Below are 19,868 nucleotides of genomic sequence, written 5' to 3'. Positions count from 1 at the left end.
CATGCCTGTGAACCCTATTTCAACCATAGCACTGCCCCCTGTGGGAGCCGGGCTTGCCCGCGATGCAGGCGACCCGGTTTTTCAGATGCACCGAGGGGACGCCATCGCAGGCAAGCCAGCGCCCACACGGAGCCGCTCGCACTTCGCCGCGGCGTACTGCGCGCTGGCCTTGGCCGTCAGCCTCGCCGGTTGCGCCGGCCTGCCCGACCAGCGCCTGGCCAATGAAGCCTTGAAGCGTGGCGACACGGTGACCGCGCAGCAGAATTACCAGCAGCTCGCCAACCTCGGCTACAGCGAGGCCCAAGTCGGCCTCGCCGACATTCAGGTAGGCACCCGCGACCCGGCGCAGATCAAGCAGGCCGAAGCCACTTACCGCGCGGCCGCCGATACTTCGCCGCGTGCACAGGCACGCCTGGGCCGTCTGTTGGTGGCCAAACCGGGCGCCACCGAGGCCGAGCAGCACGAAGCCGAAGGCTTGCTGAAAAAAGCTTTTGCCAATGGCGAAGGCAATACCCTGATCCCGCTGGCAATGCTCTACCTGCAATACCCGCACAGCTTCCCGAACGTGAATGCCCAGCAGCAAATCAGTCAATGGCAGGCAGCGGGTTACCCGGAAGCCGGTCTGGCCCAAGTGCTGCTCTATCGCACTCAGGGCACCTACGACCAGCACCTGGATGACGTGGAGCGCATCTGCAAGGCCGCGCTGAACAGCACCGACATCTGCTACGTCGAGCTGGCCACGGTCTACCAGAAAAAAGCCGAGCCGGAAAAACAAGCCGAACTGCTCAAGCAGATGGAAGCCGGCTACAGCCGTGGCACCGTCACCGCACAACGCGTCGACAGCGTGGCGCGTGTATTGGGGGATGCCAGCTTGGGCAAAACCGACGAAAAAACCGCGCAGGCGCTGCTCGAAAAAATCGCCCCTGGCTACCCGGCGTCCTGGGTCAGCCTGGCGCAACTGCTCTACGACTTCCCGGAACTGGGCGACGTCGACCAGATGATGAAGTACCTGGACAACGGCCGCGCCGCCGACCAGCCGCGCGCCGAACTGGTGCTGGGCAAACTCTACTTCGAAGGCAAGTGGGTACCGGCAGATGCCAAGGCGGCCGAAGCGCATTTCGAAAAAGCCGTGGGCAAAGAAGTCGCCGCCGATTATTACCTCGGCCAGATCTACCGCCGTGGCTACTTGGGCAAGGTCTATTCGCAAAAAGCCCTCGACCACTTGCTGACCGCTGCACGCAACGGCCAGAACAGCGCCGACTTCGCCATCGCGCAGTTGTTTTCCCAAGGCAAGGGCACCCAGCCCAACCCATTGAACGCCTATGTCTTTAGCCAATTGGCTAAAGCCCAGGACACGCCAGAGGCGAATGAACTGGCCACGCAACTCGAAGCCCCGCTGACGCCTGAGCAACGCGCCGAAGGCCAACGCCTGGTGCAACAGGAACTGGCCGCGCGCGGCAGCCTGGCCCAGAACACGCTGCAACTGCATGCCCTGCAAGAAGAAGACGGCGAGGAATCCCTATGAAGCTCAACCCATTCGTCAAGGCCGGTATCGGCCTGACCTTTGCCCTGCTGTGGTCGTGCCCGACCCTGGCTGCGCTGACCGAAACCAAGAACTTCGGCGTCGACGTAAAAATCACCGGGCAGTCCGAAGATGACCGCGACCTCGGCACGCAAAAAGGCGGCGACGTTAACGGCATCGGCCTCGACCTGCGCCCGTGGGTCTACGGCGAAAGCGGTGCGTGGAGCGCCTACGCGATGGGCCAGGCGGTAGCCTCCAGCGACATCATCGAGACCGACACCCTGCAACAGTCCTCCGATGACAGCACCGAGCAATCGAGCAACGACGACCGCAAAACCAAGAAAAACTACTTGGCCCTGCGCGAGTTCTGGGTTGGCTACAGCGGCTTCACGCCCTACCCCGGCGAAATCCTCAAACTGGGTCGCCAACGCCTGCGCAACGACGACGGCCAATGGCGCGACACCAATATCGAAGCGCTCAACTGGACCTTCGACACCACGCTGCTCAAGGCGAATGTCGGCGCGGCCGAGCGTTTCAGCGAATACCGCACCGACCTCAAAGAACTGTCGCCGGTCGATAAAGACCGTCAGCACGTCTACGCAGACGCCGCTTACCAGTGGGCGCCGGGCAACTGGGTCGGCGTGCGCGGCCACCACACGCATGACGACGGCAAGCTCGACTATGCCGAACCGGGCGTGGCCAGTGACCCGTTGGACAAGCGCGAAAACGGCGACCTGACATGGCTCGGCATCGAAGCCAACAGCGACGCCTATAACTGGCGCAACACCAATACCGTTAACTACTGGGCCAGCGTCACCGGCATGCGCGGCGACCGCGACACGGTCAACGCCTTGAACGCCGACGGCAGCCGCCCGACAAACGCCAAGCGCAGCGATGATGTGAGTGGCTGGGCCACCGACCTAGGCGTGCGCTTGCGCCTCGACCCGCAGTGGCAAGTCGGCGCGGCCTATTCACGCGCCAGCGCCGAATATGAGCAGAACGGCCTGCAAAGCAACCGTTCGAACTGGACCGGCACGCAATCGCGCGTGCACCGCTTCGGCGAAGCGTTTCGCGGCGAAATGAACAACATGCAGTCGATGAGCCTGTTCGGGTCCTGGCAGTTGCGCGAGGACTATGACGCAAGCCTGGTGTACCACAAGTTCTGGCGCGTGGACGGCAACAAGCCGGTGGGCAGCAACGGTGTGGACGCGGTGCAAAACAACACCGATGACGTGACCGGCGCGATCCTCTCCAGCACGTCTTTGCCGCTTGAAGACGGCAAAAAAGACTTGGGCCAAGAGATGGACCTGGTCGTCACCAAGTACTTCAAAAAAGGCCTGCTGCCGGCCGCGCTCAGCCAGTCGGTCGACGAACCGTCGGCGCTGGTGCGCTTGCGTGCCGGCGTGTTCAAGCCGGGCGATGCGTATGGCAGCGGCGTCGACTCCTACATGCACCGCGCGTTTGTCGACGTGGTCTGGAAATTCTGATGGGAGCCTGCGCGATGAACCCTCAAGCCCTCAAAGGCTCGGTCAGCCTGCTGGTCGCGGCGATGCTGCTGGCCAGCACTTCGGCCTTTGCCGACGGTGCGGCGGTGAAGGCGCCGACCATTGCCAAAGAGCTGCAACAGGCCAAGACCTACACCATTTCCAGCCCGCCGACGGCGCCCCTGGAAATGGCCAAGCCAACCCTGCCGGACCTGTCGGGCTACACCGCGGCAGCGATGGAAAAGAAGATAGTGCGCACCAAAGTGGGCAAAGTCAGCCTGCGCCGCATGATGCAGGAAGACGCGCTCAAGGACTTTATCGGCGGCGACAACAAGATGGCCGAATGGGTGGTGCGCCAGCACGGCATTCCCCAGGCGATCTTCGTCGACGACGGCTACCTGAACCTCAAGGACCTGCTCGGCAAAGTGCCCAAGCAGTACCTCAGCGAAACCTCGCCGGGGGTGTTTTTGGCCAAGTTGCCGATCGTGGTCGGGCGCAAAGGCATCCTCGACATCGACAACAAGACCCAAGAGCTGCGCCTGTCCCAGCAAGCCGGCGCGTTCCTGATCAACGACGGCCAGTTGTTTGTGCGTGACACCAAAATCACCGGCTGGAACGAAAAAACCAACGGCCCGGCGACCTTCCAGTCGCCCAAGGAATTTCGCCCGTTCCTGTTGGCCTGGGGCGGCACCGAGACCTACATTTCCAAGACCAAAATGGCCAGCTTCGGCTACGCCAACAGCAAGTCGTACGGGGTGAGTATCTCCCAGTACACGCCGAACATGGCCAAGGTGCTCAAACGAGCCGAGCCGACCGGCTGGATCATTGATTCCGAGTTCTCGGACATGTGGTACGGCTTCTACTGCTACGAGACCACAGGCTTTGTGCTCAAGGGCAACACCTACAAAGACAATATCGTCTACGGCATTGACCCGCACGACCGTTCGCACGGCCTGATCATCGCGGACAACACCGTGTACGGCACGAAAAAGAAGCACGGCATCATCATTTCCCGGGAGGTGAACGACAGTTTCATCTTCAACAACCGCAGCTACGACAACAAGCTCTCGGGCCTGGTACTCGACCGTAACAGCGTGAATAACCTCGTCGTCGACAACGAGTTCTACCGCAACCACACCGACGGAATCACGCTCTATGAGAGCGGTGACAACTTGCTGTGGGGCAACAAGGTGATCGCCAACCGTCGCCACGGCATTCGGGTGCGTAACAGCGTGAACATTCGCCTGTACGAAAACACCTCGATGGCCAACGGCTTGACCGGCGTGTACGGCCACATCAAAGACTTGACCGACACCGACCGCGACATCGCGCTCGACCCGTTCGACGCCAAGGTGTCGCTGATCGTGGTCGGCGGTGAGCTGGCGGGTAACGGCAGCGGGCCGCTGTCGATTGATTCGCCGCTGAGCATCGAGCTGTACCGCGTGTCGATGCTGGCGCCGAGCAAAACCAGCGGCATCAGCTTCTCCGGCGTTCTTGGTGATCGCCAGGAAGAAATTCTCGACCTGCTGGTGCGCCAGCAGAAAGCCGTGCTGATCGACCCTGTCGAACGCCAGACCGAAATGCAGGACTGAGGATGACCCTTATGCACCCACACATGATCAAACTGCTCAGCCTTTCGGGCTTGACCCTCGGCCTGCTGGCGGCCAGCCAAGGCGTACGCGCTGACGATGTGAAGGCGCCGACCTTCAGCGCCGAACCGTGCTGCAGCCTGTGCCCCGCAGCGCACGACGCAAAGAACTACACCACGCGTTACCAGCAGAACTTCACCACGCTGGTGCAAGCGCAGGGCGATTGGCTGTTCCGTACCCAAGAAGACTTGCGCACCGAATTCGACACCAGCCCCGCCGGCTACAAGCGCATGCAACAACTGCACGATGCGTTCAAGGCCAAGGGTGTCGAATTGGTCGTGGTCTACCAGCCGACCCGTGGCCTGGTGAACCGCAACAAGCTCGACCCGGAAGAAAAAGCCTCGTTCGATTTCGACAAGGCGCTGGGCAACTACAAGACCATGCTCGGGCGTTTCGCCAAGATGGGCTACGTGGTGCCGGACCTCTCGCCGTTGACCAACGAGCAACTGCCGGACGAATTGCCCGCGCACGATTTTTACTTCCGTGGCGACCAACACTGGACACCCTACGGCGCCCAGCGCACGGCAAAAATCGTCGGCGCCAAAGTGCGTGCGATGCCTGAATTCGCCGACATCCCCCAACGTGAGTTCGAAACCAAACGCTCCGGGCGCATGGGCAAGACCGGCACCCTGCACAACATGGCCGGGCAACTCTGCGGCACCAGCTACGCCATCCAGTACATGGACCAGTTCACCACCGAGCCCAAGGGCGAGGCCGGTGATGGCGACCTGTTCGGTGATACGGGCAACCCGCAGATCACCTTGGTCGGGACCAGCCACAGCGGCAAGAACTACAACTTCGCCGGCTTTCTTGAACAGGAAATCGGTGCCGACATCCTCAACGTGGCCTTCCCTGGCGGTGGCCTTGAGGGCTCGATGATCCAGTACCTGGGCAGCGAGGAGTTCCAGAAAAGCCCGCCGAAAATTCTGATTTGGGAATTCTCGCCGCTGTACCGCCTCGACCAAGAGACCATCTACCGCCAGATGATGTCGCTGCTCGACAACGGCTGCGAAGGCAAAACCGCGCAGATGAGCGCCAGCACCACGCTTAAACCCGGCAAGAACGAATTGCTGGTTAACAGTTCGAACAAAGACCTGCGTAACAGCAGTCACCAGGTAGACATCCGCTTCGCCGACCCGTCGGTGAAAACCCTGCAAGCCACCCTCTGGTACATGAACGGTCGCCACGAGGACATCAAAATCGAAAAACCCGAAACATCCGATACAGACGGGCGTTTCGCCTTCGAACTGCGCACTGATGAAGACTGGGCCTCGCAGAACTTGCTGGCCGTGGAAGTGCAAGGCCCGGAAGCGGGCCAGGCCGCGCAGAAGGTTGAAGCGAAAATTTGCACACGCAACGTATTCCCGAGCCGTGGTCAACAGACCGCTCAACTTGGGCAATGAGGTTACCTATGCAGAAGTTATTGATTCCAACGCTGCTGGGCATGGCGATCTTCGCCGGCTCCGTTAACGCCGCCGCCCCACTGCGTCCGCCACAGGGCTATATGGCCCCGATCGAGGCGTTCAAGACCGGTGATTTCAAGAATGACTGCGGCGCCATGCCCGCACCCTACACCGGCTCGCTGCAATTTCGCAGCAAGTACGAAGGCTCCGACAAGGCGCGCTCGACCCTGAACGTGCAATCCGAAAAAGCCTTTCGCGACAGCACCGCCGACATCACTACGCTGGAAAAAGACACCAGCAAGCGCGTGATGCAGTTCATGCGCGACGGCCGCCCGGAGCAGCTGGAATGCACCTTGAACTGGCTGACCAGTTGGGCCAAGGCGGATGCGTTGATGTCCAAAGACTTCAACCACACCGGCAAGTCCATGCGCAAATGGGCCTTGGGCAGCATGGCCTCGGCCTATGTACGCCTGAAGTTCTCCGACTCCCACCCGTTGGCCAACCACCAGCAGGAGTCGCAGTTGATCGAGGGCTGGTTCAGCAAAATGGCGGATCAGGTGGTCAGCGACTGGGACAACCTGCCGCTGGAAAAAACCAACAACCACTCTTACTGGGCCGCCTGGTCGGTGATGGCCACGTCCGTCGCCACCAACCGCCGCGACCTGTTTGACTGGGCGGTGAAGGAATACAAGGTCGGCGCCAACCAGGTCGACGCCCAGGGCTTTTTGCCGAACGAATTGAAGCGTCAGCAACGCGCTTTGTCGTACCACAACTACGCCCTGCCGCCGCTGTCGATGATCGCCAGTTTCGCGCTGGTCAACGGTGTTGATTTACGCCAGGAAAACAACAGCGCGCTCAAACGCCTCGGCGAAAAAGTGCTGGCCGGGGTGAAAGACCCGGAAATTTTCGAGCAGAAGAACGGCAAAGAGCAGGACATGAAGGACCTCAAGCAAGACATGAAATTTGCCTGGCTGGAACCCTTCTGCACCCTCTACACCTGCGCCCCGGACGTGATCGAACGCAAGCACGCGATGCAACCGTTCAAGACCTTCCGGCTTGGGGGTGACCTGACCAAGGTCTACGACCCGACGCACGAGAAGGGCAACAAAGGCAGCTGAAAATCCAGCGGACGAAACCGGGTTCAAATGTGGGAGGGGGCTTGCTCCCGATAGCGGTGTAACAGTCGCCCGCTGTGTTGAATGCCACACCGCTATCGGGAGCAAGCCACCTCCCACCGTTTGAAGCGGTTTTGTCAGTGGAAATGTTGTACCGCCCTCCCGCGAAATCGTGGGGGGGTTTGGGGGGGCTGCGGCCCTTGACTGTTGGTTAAACATGGAGAGATCGGGATGGTTTTCTCGTCCAATGTGTTCCTGTTTTTGTTCTTGCCGATCTTTCTCGGCTTGTACTATTTAAGCGGGCAACGCTATCGCAACCTGCTGCTGCTGATTGCCAGCTACGTGTTCTACGCCTGGTGGCGAGTGGACTTTTTGGCGCTGTTCGCCGCCGTCACGCTGTGGAATTACTGGATCGGCCTCAAGGTCGGTGCGGCCGGCGTGCGCACCAAGCCGGCGCAGCGCTGGCTGCTGCTGGGCGTTGCGGTCGACCTGTGCATCCTCGGCTACTTCAAGTACGCCAACTTCGGCGTCGACAGCATCAACCTGATGATGAAGTCGGCAGGCCTTGAGCCGTTTATTCTCACCCACGTGCTGTTGCCGATCGGTATCTCGTTCTACATCTTCGAGTCCATCAGCTACATCATCGACGTGTACCGCGGCGACACCCCGGCCACCCGCAACCTCATCGACTTTGCGGCGTTCGTGGCGATTTTCCCGCACTTGATCGCAGGCCCCGTGTTGCGCTTTCGTGACCTGGCCGACCAGTTCAACAACCGCACGCACACCCTCGACAAGTTCTCCGAGGGCTGCACGCGGTTCATGCAGGGTTTCATCAAGAAGGTATTTATCGCCGACACCCTGGCGGTGGTCGCCGACCACTGCTTTGCCCTGCAAAACCCCACCACCGGTGACGCCTGGCTCGGCGCGCTGGCGTATACCGCGCAGCTCTACTTCGACTTCTCCGGCTACAGCGACATGGCCATCGGTTTGGGCTTGATGATGGGTTTTCGTTTCATGGAAAACTTCAAACAGCCGTACATCAGCCAGTCGATCACCGAGTTCTGGCGCCGCTGGCACATCAGCCTGTCGACCTGGTTGCGGGACTACCTGTACATCACGCTGGGCGGCAACCGTAAAGGCACGCTCACCACTTACCGCAACCTGTTCCTGACCATGCTGCTCGGCGGCTTGTGGCACGGTGCGAACATCACCTACATCGTCTGGGGTGCCTGGCACGGCATGTGGCTGGCGATTGAAAAAGCCATCGGCCTGAACACCGCGCCGCGCAGCTTCAACGTGGTGCGCTGGGCCTTCACCTTCCTGCTGGTGGTGATGGGCTGGGTAATCTTCCGCTCCGAAAACCTGCACGTCGCCGGCCGCATGTACGGCGCGATGTTCAGCTTTGGCGAGTGGTCGCTGTCGGAACTCAACCGCGCCAACCTCACCGGCCTGCAAGTCGCGACCCTGGTGGTGGCGTACGCCACATTGGGGTTCTTCGGCCTGCGCGATTTCTACACCCATCGCCCAGCGGAAAAAGCCAAGCCGGCCGACCCGAGCCTGATCAAGGCCGTGCCGGGCGACAACCCCGGCAGCATCCATCAGCCAGGTTTCACGGTGGGCACAGACGCCACCGTGCAACCGGCCTACTGGGCGGCTGACTGGCCACGCTACGCGATGCGCGCGGCGGTGCTGCTGCTGTTCGTGGCCTCGATTCTGAAACTGTCGGCGCAGAGTTTCTCGCCGTTCCTTTACTTCCAATTCTGAGGGGCCTGCCATGACTCGTTCATTACGCGTGCTCTATGTCAGCCTGTTCATGCTGGTGCTGTTGGCGCTGGGCGCCTGGTCGCTGCGCAGCTTCATGGGTTTCAGCACCAACGCCGACGCGACGGTGCTCAACGGGCGCTGGAGCAAAGCCGTCGAGACGCACTACGACGACGCGTTCCCGATCAAACGCCTGGGCACCAACCTCTGGGCCGCGCTGGACTACAAGCTGTTCAATGAAGGCCGCGCCGGCGTGGTGCTGGGCCGCGATCACTGGTTGTACAGCGACGAGGAGTTCAACCCCGCCGTCAATGAAGACCAGAACCTTGAGGGCAATTACGCGCTGGTCGAAGGCGTGCGCCAGACGCTCAAGGCCAAAGGTATTCAACTGGTGATGGCGATTGTGCCGGCCAAGGTGCGCCTGTACCCGGAGCACTTGGGCGAAGTAAAACCGGCGAGCATCCACGCCAACCTGTACCAGGACTTCCATGCCCGCGTGGCGGCCGACAAGATCATCGCCCCCGACCTGCTCGGCCCGTTGCAACAGGCCAAGCTGGGCGGCACGCAAGTGTTCCTGCGCACCGACACCCACTGGACGCCGGACGGCGCCGAAATCGCCGCCAAGCAGTTGGCTAAAACCATTGCCGACAAAACCCCGCTCAGCGGCGCGCCGCAGCGCTTCGTCACCGAAGCCGAGAAAACCGAGCCACACAAGGGCGACCTGCGGTTGTTCCTGCCGCTGGACCCGCTGTTTGAAAACCTGATGCCGCCCAAAGAACCGCTGCAAAAACGCGTCACGCACCTGGCCGAAAACAAAGGCGACGACGCGCTGTTCAGCGACAGCGAAACCCCGGTGGCACTGGTGGGCACCAGTTACAGCGCCAACCCCAACTGGAACTTCGTCGGCGCGCTCAAGCAAGCCTTGCACAGCGACGTTATCAACTACTCCGAAGACGGCCACGGGCCGATCCTGCCGATGCTCAGTTACCTGAACAGCGACGACTTCAAGAACAGCCCGCCACAGGTGCTGATCTGGGAGTTTCCTGAACGTTATCTGCCGGTGAACAACGAAATCGGCGACGCCGACCCGCAGTGGGTTGCACAGCTTAAACAAGCCGGTTCACGTCACCAGAACATGGCAAGCAACACCCCAGTTAACCAGCAAAAATCCGAGACGCCCGACCGGGCGCAAAACTGAAAGAGAGGTAACTCACATGACTTTCACTACAACTCCTCGTCGTCTCGCCAAGACTCTGGCCCTGGCTGCCGGTATCAGCGTTGCTTCAATGTCCGCCTTCGCCGGCGACGCCGCCCTGTACGGCCCTGTCGCCCCCAAAGGCTCAAGCTTCGTGCGCGTGTACAACGCCAGCAACCAGGAAGTCAGCGCCACCGTTGGCAGCACCAACCTGAGCGAAGTGGCGCCGTTGGCCAGCAGCGACTTCAGTTTTATGCCGGGCGGTGACTACAGCGCCAAGCTGGGCAGCCAGACCGTGCCGGTCAAACTCGCCGCCGACCATTACTACACGCTGGTGAATAACGGCAGTGGCCAGCCACAGTTGATCGAAGAACCGCCGTTCAAGAACAAGCAAAAATCCCTGGTGCGCGTGCAAAACCTGAGTGACAAGGCGCTGACCCTGAAAACCGCCGACGGCAAAACCGACGTGGTCAAATCCGTGGCTGCCAAAGGCCGTGGCGAACGCGAAATCAACCCGGTGAAAGTAAGCCTGGCGTTGTACGACGGTGACAAGAAAGTCGGCGATGTGAAGCCGGTTGCGTTGGAACGTGGTGAAGCGGCGGTGCTGTATGTGACCGGCTCGGGTTCGAGCATCTCGCCAGTCTGGGTAAAACGCCCCGTGTCGACCCGCTGATTATTTCCCTGTGGGAGTGGGCTTGCTCGCGATGGCATCACCTCGGTGTCACTGACAGACCGAGTCGCCTGCATCGCAGGCAAGCCAGCTCCCACAAGGACCGAGACAAATACAAGAGTGAAACGACAAACCTTCGTAGCTCTGACCCATATCGTTTCAAGGAGAAACACATGATCCCAGTAATCCTTTCCGGTGGTAGTGGCTCACGTCTTTGGCCGCTTTCGCGTAAACAGTTCCCGAAGCAATTCCTGGCCCTGACCGGCGAGCACACGCTGTTCCAGCAAACCCTGGAGCGCCTGGTGTTCGAAGGCATGGACACCCCAATCGTGGTATGCAACAAGGACCACCGCTTTATCGTCAACGAGCAACTGAGCGCCCGCAAGCTCGAAGCCCAGCGCATCCTGATGGAACCATTCGGCCGCAACACTGCGCCGGCCGTGGCCCTGACCGCGATGATGCTGGTTAACGAAGGCCGCGACGAACTGATGTTGGTGCTGCCTGCCGACCACGTGCTGGACGACCAGAAAGCCCTGCAACGCGCACTGGCGCTGGCCACTGTAGCGGCCGAGCGTGGCGAAATGGTGCTGTTCGGCGTGCCGGCGACCCGCCCTGAAACCGGTTACGGCTACATCAAGTCGAGCAACGATTCGCTGCTGCCCGAAGGCGTCAGCCGGGTTGAGCAGTTTGTTGAAAAACCGAATGAAAAACGCGCCATCGAGTTCGTCAAAAGCGGCGGCTATTTCTGGAACAGCGGCATGTTCCTGTTCCGCGCCAGCCGCTTCCTTGAAGAGCTGAAAAAGCACGAGCCGGACATCTACGACACCTGCGTACTGACCCTGGAACGCAGCGAGCAGGATGCCGACACCATCACCTTCGACGAAGCGACTTTCGCCTGCTGCCCGGACAACTCCATCGACTACGCCGTGATGGAAAAAACCCAGCGCGCCTGCGTGGTGCCGCTGAGTGCCGGCTGGAGCGACGTCGGTTGCTGGGCGTCGCTGTGGGCGGTCAACGATAAAGACGTCAACGGTAACGTCAGCAAAGGCGACGTGGTGATCCAGGACAGCCGCAATTGCATGATCCACGGCAACGGCAAACTGGTGTCGGTGATCGGCCTGGACAACATCGTGGTGGTGGAAACCAAGGACGCGATGATGATTGCCCACAAGGACAAGGTTCAGGGCGTCAAGCAGATGGTGTCGACCCTCAACGAGCAGGGCCGCAACGAAACCCAGAACCACTGCGAAGTTTACCGCCCGTGGGGCTCGTACGACTCGGTGGACATGGGCGGGCGTTTCCAGGTCAAGCACATCTCGGTCAAACCGGGCGCGTGCCTGTCGCTGCAGATGCACCACCACCGCGCCGAGCACTGGATTGTGGTCAGCGGCACTGCCGAAGTCACCTGTGACGAGAACGTGTTCCTGCTCTGCGAAAACCAGAGCACCTACATCCCGATCGCCTCGGTGCACCGCCTGCGCAACCCGGGCAAGATCCCGCTGGAGATCATTGAAGTGCAATCGGGCAGCTACCTGGGCGAAGACGACATCGAGCGTTTTGAAGATATTTACGGGCGCTCCACGCCGATAGAACGTGGCGTGTCGGTGAAAACTATCGCGCAATAAAGCAGTCGGACAAGAAGCCCTCATTCAGCCCATTGCGTCCCCTATCCGCAGTGGGCTGGGTGGGGGCTTTTTTTTGGGTTTTGCAGGGGTTTTGAGGGCCTCATCGCGAGCAAGCCCGCTCCCACAGTTTGACCGTGTTCCAAAGCTATACCCGGTCCAACTGTGGGAGGGGCAAGCCCTCAAAGTTTGACCCTGTTCCAAAGCTGCACCCGGTCCGACTGTGGGAGGGGGCAAGCCCTCACAGTTTGACCGTGTTCCAAAGCTATACCCGGTCCAACTGTGGGAAGGGCAAGCCCTCAAAGTTTGACCCTTTTCCAAAGCTGCACCCGATCCAACTGTGGGAGGGGGCAAGCCCTCAAAGTTTGACCCTGCTCCAAAGCTGCACCCGGTCCAACTGTGGGAGGGGGCAAACCCTCAAAGTTTGACCCTGTTCCAAAGCTGCACCCGGCCCGACTGTGGGAAGGGCAAGCCCTCAAAGTTTGACCCTGTTCCAAAGCTGCACCCGGTCCGACTGTGGGAGGGGCAAGCCCTCACAGTTTGAACCTGTTCCAAAGCTGCAGCCGGTCCAACTGTGGGAAGGGCAAGCCCTCAAAGTTTGACCCTGTTCCAAAGCTGCACCAGATCCAACTGTGGGAGGGGGCAAGCCCTCAAAGTTTGACCCTGTTCCAAAGCTGCACCCGGTCCAACTGTGGGATGGGCAAGCCCTCACAGTTTGACCGTGTTCCAAAGCTATACCCGGTCCAACTGTGGGATGGGCAAGCCCTCAAAGTTTGACCGTGTTCCAAAGCTATACCCGGTCCAACTGTGGGAGGGGCAAGCCCTCAAGGTTTGACCCTGTTTCAAAGCTGCACCCGGTCCAACTGTGGGAGGGGGCTTGCTCCCGATGGCGTCCGAAAGCACAACCGCCATCATTGACCCACGCCCGCATCCTGCCTATCCTCGCGCCTGTCACGACTCATTCGTGATGAGGTTTGACGGCCTCGCTGTTCTCAAGATGCATAGTCCCTTCTCTTTGCTCGTGCACCCAGGTGCCCGCAGCACAGCGTTATGGCGACTGTGCGTGGGGCACCTTCGGGTGCGCCGGGTCCTTGAGACCGGTCCGTCAACCTGCGCACAGTTGCCACCCAATCGTTTGACGGCGATTCAAGGCAGCTTCTTTTTTCTCAAGGAGCAAGATAATGTCCAAACCAACCACCCGCCCCACTCCTTTCGGCCTCAGCGAACGCAGCGAAGAACCGCTCTTCTGCGTACAACCCGGCATCCCCATTGAACATGCCCTTGAGCATGCCAGTTATGTTCTGGGCACCGCGCGCGTACTCACCCTGGCGGCGCAAGACCTCTGCACTGAACATCAGAGCTACCTGAATTGGGCGAGCCTGCACTTGGCCGAAACGGGGTTGGCTCTGGTTGAAGCGTCCATTGATGGCTTGCAGGCAGAGTCTTGTGCTCAGTAAGTAAGTCATCGGCGTAACGATTCGGCTCGCCTGCGATGGCGTGATGGGCTTCAGAAACTCATCGGCGTCTTCCCGTGAGAAATGACGCGTTTGACTAAATCACCGTTAGGGCCACCCCGATAGGTCAAGGGAATGGAAAACGGCACGTCCACATAAAAAATATGCGGGTTATCGGGACTTTGGACGACCTTTAACCCCGAGGTATTTACTTCGTAGTAGTGGGTCATTTTGTCCAGCGCATTACCGTATTTGCGTTTCCCGAAAATGGTCTCTGAAATTTGCCGTGTAGGCATATCCTTTGGCGCCAGGTCGGTAAAATAATGCCTGCCTTGCCCTCGGGGTAAAGCTTCACCGTTGAGTTTTGAACTTGAAGACTCAAGATGCTGGCTGGCACTGATCGCAGCATGCGGCTTGGCCCCGGTGTAGTGATAAAAAACCGTCTTGCCTTTGACGGGGGGTTCCATCAGCGCTTTTTCACCCGGAAAACTTTCAGGCACTCTCGGTCGCTTATAGGCCGGTTGGCCGATTGAGCCAGTTGGGTCCGCCGGCCGTTTGGTTGCTTGAGCGGTCACCGGCTCGGTTGGGGCGCCGCCTGGCAGTCGGCTTGATCGCCATTCACCATTACCGGCGTTCTGCAAAAATGCCTTGATTCTAAAGAGCTTTGGCGTCGTCAATGGTGCATTCGGATCTACGATAGCGACGCGCATGTCCCGTGCGTGAAACGCCGAGTCAATCTGATACACCCTGCTGACCTCGGTACTGTCGGTAAACCGTACGTACCAGTTGCCGTCAACGTTATAGGTGCCGTTTGCCCCCAAAGGTCGGCCCTTGATAATGTCATCCGAGACGGCGAAGGCGCCCAGGTTGAGGTGTTGGCTCGCGGCCGTCGATGGCGCAGGGCCGATCACTGAAGGGACGGCCAGCGCCACCGGGCTCTTTACCACCGGCCGCAACGGCGCGGCACTCACGTTGGGAATACCTGAGGCTGCGAGGGTGAACTTCGAGTAGATGGCCCGCAACCCGCCCGGACTTCTGATCAGCCGCGGCAGGACTCGAGCGTTGGCGCGCAAGGCCGTCACGCCAGCCTTTCCCAAACGAAGCCCGAGGGACGCGCCTTTGCCGACCACTGGCAGCAAGTCTATAAAAATCAGGGCCACTTCAACGCCAAACAGCACTTTGTTGATTCTCGATTGCGCCGCGACCTCTGCGCTGCTGACAGATTGATGCTCCGCCCGGTCGATGACCAACGCTACTTTCTGCTTGTACAGTTCATCCTGAACATTGCCGTCGAGGGGTTTGAGCGTGACGGGATCACTGGTCAAGTTAAGCATCTTGATCAACATATCAAGGGTGCGGACGGGATTCTTCGTCAAATCGAGGGCGTACTCCTGAAGTGCTGCGCGCGCCTTGTCCACATCATCTTTATTGACCAGTGATTTTCTACTCGCGGTGTAGAGCCTCCACTCTTTTTTATCCATCAAGGCATTCAGTCCGCCGATGTCCGCCACTTCGCGAAAAACCACACCGTCGGGCGCATCCGGCGTGCACAGCACCAGCGATGCATCGGTTGCATTGCCGATGACCATGACGCCCTGAACCGTCAACCCATGCTGGATAAGGGCATTGGCGAGAATATCTTTTCCGTCAACCTGAGGCCGGTCGGCCGGGTCAGGATGATCAAGCACCGCCGCGACCCACTGCGCACCCAGCTTGCTGCTGGTGTCCTGAGTGGCGTCTGCCTTATAGGTATCCGGGTTGAGTGCTGCCAAAAAAGCTTCTTTGTCGAGCATGTCGCTCAGGTTGGTTTTCCACGCTTTGCGCACTTCACCCGCAGCACCCGACTGAGCGTCTGTCGCCAACGACTGTTTAAGCAGTTGGGTATACCCTCCCCCGACATCGGCGGTATTGACCATCGCCTTGAGCTGCTCGGAGTCCAGGATGACCTGTTCACCGTCGGCGCCCAGGATGGGTTTGCCGTGGGCGTCAGTCAGCGGCAATGTGAAGGTCACTTGGGTGAACAGGCCATTCTGGACGGCTGGAAACTCACTGGGGTTTTTCAGCGCCAGATCCGTTAACGGCAGTTGGTGGTTTTTGACACTGCGCGTATGCGTACTGCTTTGTCCGCCGCTGTGAAGACCGGTCCTGGTGTGCACCTGCACCATCAACTTATCGGCATCCACCTGCGCGCTGGGGTACAGCGTTTGGATGGCTGCATTCATCCGGTCCCGAGAAAAGACGCCCAACGCCGGGATTTTTTCAAGCAAGGGCGCCAGCACCCGCGCACTGCTTGCCTCGCAATGTTCCAGAAAACCAAACAGCTCATCTTGCGCCGGGCTCAGGTTTTTCAGCCATTGCGGCGCCAGCTTATCGGCAAGCTTTTCATCCCGCGCCGCCATGGCATTGTCGCCACTGAGCAGGTACGACCAGTCGGCAGCATCATCGATGGCGTTTAATGCCGCTGGGTCTGTCGCAGACCGGGCAAATGCCGCCTTGGTTTCCTCTTGCTGACGCTTGAGCATCCAGGGTATGGCCTCAGCCAGCACATCACCGCTCAAGGCTTCAGCGCTCAGCATCACATCGTTGCCGGAGGGCGGTTCGGGCCGGTTTTGCAGCGCCAACGGCAACGTTTGCAGGAGTTGATCCGCGCCAGCACCGCCCTCATCAAGGCGCCGGGCAATCGCCTGGCGGGCGAGCGCAGGGGTCGCGAACTCTTCGTACCCGCAACCCTGGGTATACAGCACGACCGGCCCGTTGGCGTTATCAAGTGGCAGGGCCCGGCCTTTGGGCCAAGTGGGCACCGTAGCGTGGGAACCGTCGGTGCTGGTGAGGAGGAAGCTACCCGCCAGCAATGCGCCCCGCTCTGTGCCGTCATCCACAGTCAGCGGGTACACACCAGGCCGTGCACCATCAGCGAAGGCTGCTTCGCGCTCGGCCAGTGTGGGGTGTTGCAACGCGGCGTCGATCAATCGCTTGCTCGCAGCGCTCAGCGTTCCATCGCTCACGCGCACTGCGGCGAGGGTCGACAGTTGTTGCTTGTGCAAGGTCAATAACAGGTTTTGAGGCGACTCCAGAACGCCAGGGTCTCGCAACGTCGGGCGAGGTGTGGTCCAGAATGCCTCAAGGCTCTTGGGGAATTGCGTGACAATGCGTTGGGCAACCTCGTCCAGCGAAAGTCTCGTTACCACCAGGCTGCTCGGCTCGTTAGCGGTTTTGGCGGTGAATATATCGGAACTCACCGCGCTGTTGTCTTCGAGCGGCTTGTCAGGATTGGCCAGCAGTGCCGCAACCTTTTGGTTCAACGCCTCCAGCAGTGGCTGCGAAGACAGTGTCTTGGTGCTGCCATCGTTAGTCAGTTTCACCCTGCGCTGCAAGGTCAGATCTTCTGGCTTCAGGCCCGGCTTGTCCGCAAACATTTGCAGCAGTTGCTCACGCAGGAAATTCTCGAAGCGCGGTTGCTCATTGTGCAAGCGCTGCATGTCGCTGGTTTTAAAAGCATGTTGGGTGACCAGCGCTTCCTGATCGGTGACATTGAACGTCTTCACCAAGGCCGGGTACTCCACTGTGACCGCCGGTATGCCGGGCGACGTGGGCACAGGAATGCCAGTGGGCGAGAAGGTCAAGGCGGGCGAAGGCGGTGTGGGGTCTTGCGTTTTTTTATCATCGCCGGCGACGGCTGCGGCTAACAAGTAGGCATCGCGAGAACCCACGGGGACAGCGCGGAGCGAAGCTTGGGAAGGTGCCAACATAATTTGAGCCTTACATGGAGGTGGTGAACGTTGTCGTTACATTCCCTGTAATTCGTCAGATAAGTGACTGTTCGAGATGAGCTGGTTCCTGCCGCAAATGTAAGCTCCAGTACCAAATCGCTGTCAGCCCACTGCCGCCCAAGACATGTGCATAGTCAATTTCGCCCGCCGACGGGTAGGATGGTTCATCCATTTGTGAGGCTGCCTCCATGTTCTTCGGCGTTCTACTGATCATCACCTGGTTGATCCTGCTGCTGCGCTACCCTGCCAGGGCATTGCCGGTTTCCCTGGCCGCCGCCGTCGGGCTGGGCTTGGTGGCCATTTGGGTGGTGTGGCTGGATAACCGCGAAGCCGCGCAACTGGCGCGGCTGGAACTGCGCATCAGCTACGCGCCGCAGGAATGCCCCGCCGACCGCCCGCTGAAATTGACCCTGAACAACGGCAACGACGTGCCCCTGACCGAACTGCGTTGGCGCCTTGCCGCTTATGCGCCGGGCGATACCGTCAACCTCGCCGACAACGTTTACGCCGCCCCACGCTATCGTGGCCCCGGCGAGTTGCAGGCCGGCGCGACGTGGGAAGACTGCCTGCCCACACCGCCTTTGCGCCCCGGCTACCGCCCGCAAACCCTGGAATTTCGCGCCGAGCACCTGCAAGGCAGTTTCTCGGACTGACAAGGATTGACCCATGCCCAACGTACTCATCACCGGTTGCTCCAGCGGCATCGGCCGCGCCCTGGCCGACGCGTTTAAATCCGCAGGCTTCGACGTATGGGCCAGCGCCCGCCAGCCGCAAGACGTCGCCAACTTGGCCGCCGCCGGCTTTAACGCCGTGCAGTTGGATGTGAATGACCCCGGCGCCTTGCAGCGCCTGGCCGAGCAGTGCGACACGCTGGATGTGCTGATCAACAACGCCGGTTACGGCGCCATGGGCCCGTTGCTCGATGGCGGCACCGACGCGATGCAGCGCCAGTTCGACACCAATGTGTTTTCCATCGTCGGCGTCACCCAAGCGCTGTTCCCGGCGCTGCGGCGCAGCAAAGGTTTGGTGGTGAACATCGGCAGCGTCTCCGGCGTACTGGTCACGCCGTTCGCCGGCGCGTACTGCGCGTCCAAGGCAGCCGTGCACGCGCTGAGCGATGCGCTGCGCATGGAACTGGCGCCCTTTGGCGTGCGCGTGATGGAAGTGCAACCGGGGGCGATCGATACGCGCTTCGCCAAAAATGCCGGCGCGCAGGCTGAACTGTTGATCAACGAGACATCGCCGTGGTGGCCGCTGCGCGAGGGCATCCGTGCGCGCTCGCAGGCCTCGCAAGACAAGCCGACAGCCGCCAACGTGTTCGCCGCCGATGTGCTCAAGGCGGTACAACGGCCGCAGCCGCCGCGCTTGTTGCGTTCAGGCAATGGCAGCCGCGCGTTGCCGTTGCTGGCGGCGTTGTTGCCCAAGGGGCTGCTGGAGACGGTGTTGAAGAAACGTTTTGGATTGAACAGGAGTTTATAAATGATCGAATACAGCGACTTTTTCGAAGAAGTGATCCAGACCCACGTCGAGATCGAACAATGGTTTGCAGGCGTTGCACCTGAAGGCACCCTGCAGAACCTGCTTGCGCGTTTCTCCCCCGAGTTCAGCATGGTAGCGCCCGCCACCGGTACGCGCGTCAATGCGGCGGGGGTGAATGCCCTGTTCACCCGCCTCGGCGGCATGCGCCCTGGGTTGAAAATCACCTTGAGTGAAATGGCCGGGATCGACCGGCATGCGCGCGGTGCGACAGTGACTTACCGCGAGCATCAGGTGGATGCCAGCGGCACGCAAACGGATCGACGGGCGACGGTGGTGTTCGAGAAGCAAGCAAGCGGCGCGCTGCTTTGGCGCCACCTGCACGAAACCTTTATCAAAGCCTGACACAGCTCAAAAACTGTGGGAGGGGGCTTGCTCCCGATGGCAGTGGTTCAGTCAAAATATTGGGTGACTGACACTCCGCCATCGGGAGCAAGCCTCCCCTCCCACAGTTTAATGTTGCTGCCGATAGAACCACCTCCGGCACAGCATCGATATGAGCCCGTCACTGCGCATGAGCCCTTTATCAAAGCCTGACACAGCTCAAAAACTGTGGGAGGGGGCTTGCTCCCGATGGCAGTGGTTCAGTCAAAATATTGGGTGACTGACACTCCGCAATACGCAGAAACACAACTCCCGCAGCGTACGATATGGGGTGTTTAGATCGAGTAGGTCGGGGTAGGGTGT

The 19,868-nt window shown here is 60.1% G+C and carries 15 protein-coding genes; 14 read left to right on the top strand and 1 reads right to left on the bottom strand.

The window, feature by feature from the left end; genetic code table 11:
• The first annotated feature begins 1 nt into the window (after position 1).
• The 10 genes from algK (at position 2) to ACOZK9_RS10280 (ending at position 13,878) form a co-directional block, all read left to right on the top strand.
• On the top strand, positions 2 to 1,525 hold the full coding sequence (gene algK, locus ACOZK9_RS10325) for an alginate biosynthesis TPR repeat lipoprotein AlgK (protein WP_421555784.1): 1,524 nt from the start codon (positions 2 to 4) through the stop codon (positions 1,523 to 1,525).
• Complete coding sequence (locus tag ACOZK9_RS10320) at positions 1,522 to 3,009, top strand: alginate export family protein (RefSeq protein WP_421555783.1); 1,488 nt, start codon at positions 1,522 to 1,524, stop codon at positions 3,007 to 3,009. The genes algK and ACOZK9_RS10320 overlap by 4 nt, the downstream gene beginning before the upstream one ends.
• Positions 3,009 to 4,598 (top strand): mannuronan 5-epimerase AlgG, encoded by a 1,590-nt coding sequence (algG, locus tag ACOZK9_RS10315; RefSeq protein ID WP_421555782.1) that lies wholly within the window; start codon positions 3,009 to 3,011, stop codon positions 4,596 to 4,598. The genes ACOZK9_RS10320 and algG overlap by 1 nt, the downstream gene beginning before the upstream one ends.
• 11 nt (positions 4,599 to 4,609) lie before the next feature.
• A complete protein-coding gene (locus tag ACOZK9_RS10310; protein ID WP_421555781.1) occupies positions 4,610 to 6,058 on the top strand; it encodes an alginate O-acetyltransferase in 1,449 nt (482 codons plus the stop codon).
• Positions 6,059 to 6,066: 8 nt separating this feature from the next.
• The gene (locus tag ACOZK9_RS10305) at positions 6,067 to 7,176 is read left to right on the top strand and encodes a mannuronate-specific alginate lyase (RefSeq protein WP_082648995.1); all 1,110 of its coding nucleotides are present in this window, start codon (positions 6,067 to 6,069) and stop codon (positions 7,174 to 7,176) included.
• Between the two features lie 228 nt (positions 7,177 to 7,404).
• Complete coding sequence (locus ACOZK9_RS10300) at positions 7,405 to 8,937, top strand: MBOAT family O-acyltransferase (protein WP_421555780.1); 1,533 nt, start codon at positions 7,405 to 7,407, stop codon at positions 8,935 to 8,937.
• A 10-nt stretch (positions 8,938 to 8,947) separates the two neighbouring features.
• Positions 8,948 to 10,132 (top strand): alginate O-acetyltransferase, encoded by a 1,185-nt coding sequence (locus ACOZK9_RS10295; protein WP_058412016.1) that lies wholly within the window; start codon positions 8,948 to 8,950, stop codon positions 10,130 to 10,132.
• 16 nt (positions 10,133 to 10,148) lie between these two features.
• Complete coding sequence (locus tag ACOZK9_RS10290) at positions 10,149 to 10,802, top strand: alginate O-acetyltransferase AlgF (RefSeq protein ID WP_058412017.1); 654 nt, start codon at positions 10,149 to 10,151, stop codon at positions 10,800 to 10,802.
• A 170-nt stretch (positions 10,803 to 10,972) separates the two neighbouring features.
• Positions 10,973 to 12,424: a mannose-1-phosphate guanylyltransferase/mannose-6-phosphate isomerase gene (locus tag ACOZK9_RS10285; protein WP_122250900.1), complete on the top strand. Its 1,452-nt coding sequence runs from the start codon at positions 10,973 to 10,975 to the stop codon at positions 12,422 to 12,424.
• A 1,178-nt stretch (positions 12,425 to 13,602) separates the two neighbouring features.
• Positions 13,603 to 13,878, top strand: coding sequence for a DUF3077 domain-containing protein (locus ACOZK9_RS10280; protein ID WP_058414241.1), 276 nt, complete (start codon positions 13,603 to 13,605; stop codon positions 13,876 to 13,878).
• Between the two features lie 50 nt (positions 13,879 to 13,928).
• Here the strand turns inward: ACOZK9_RS10280 and ACOZK9_RS10275 are convergent, their stop codons facing one another.
• Positions 13,929 to 16,919 (bottom strand): dermonecrotic toxin domain-containing protein, encoded by a 2,991-nt coding sequence (locus tag ACOZK9_RS10275; protein WP_421555779.1) that lies wholly within the window; start codon positions 16,917 to 16,919, stop codon positions 13,929 to 13,931.
• A gap of 93 nt (positions 16,920 to 17,012) precedes the next feature.
• On the opposite strand from ACOZK9_RS10275, the gene ACOZK9_RS10270 reads away from it, so the two are divergent.
• The 4 genes from ACOZK9_RS10270 to ACOZK9_RS10255 all read left to right on the top strand — a co-directional run bounded on the left by ACOZK9_RS10270 (position 17,013) and on the right by ACOZK9_RS10255 (position 19,526).
• The gene (locus ACOZK9_RS10270; RefSeq protein WP_421555778.1) at positions 17,013 to 17,561 is read left to right on the top strand and encodes a hypothetical protein; all 549 of its coding nucleotides are present in this window, start codon (positions 17,013 to 17,015) and stop codon (positions 17,559 to 17,561) included.
• A 272-nt stretch (positions 17,562 to 17,833) separates the two neighbouring features.
• Entirely contained in the window at positions 17,834 to 18,298 is a 465-nt protein-coding gene (locus ACOZK9_RS10265) for a hypothetical protein (protein ID WP_058414242.1), read from the top strand.
• A 13-nt stretch (positions 18,299 to 18,311) separates the two neighbouring features.
• Complete coding sequence (locus tag ACOZK9_RS10260; RefSeq protein WP_421555777.1) at positions 18,312 to 19,124, top strand: SDR family oxidoreductase; 813 nt, start codon at positions 18,312 to 18,314, stop codon at positions 19,122 to 19,124.
• Positions 19,125 to 19,526, top strand: coding sequence for a DUF4440 domain-containing protein (locus ACOZK9_RS10255; RefSeq protein WP_421555776.1), 402 nt, complete (start codon positions 19,125 to 19,127; stop codon positions 19,524 to 19,526). It abuts the gene before it with no gap.
• Positions 19,527 to 19,868: the final 342 nt, after the last annotated feature.

Source organism: Pseudomonas kitaguniensis, assembly GCF_049199985.1.
In the GTDB taxonomy this organism is placed as follows: Bacteria; Pseudomonadota; Gammaproteobacteria; order Pseudomonadales; family Pseudomonadaceae; genus Aquipseudomonas; species Aquipseudomonas kitaguniensis.
The sequence above is the reverse complement of the archived record's forward strand: the minus strand, read 5'-3'. Positions and strand labels throughout refer to the sequence as shown.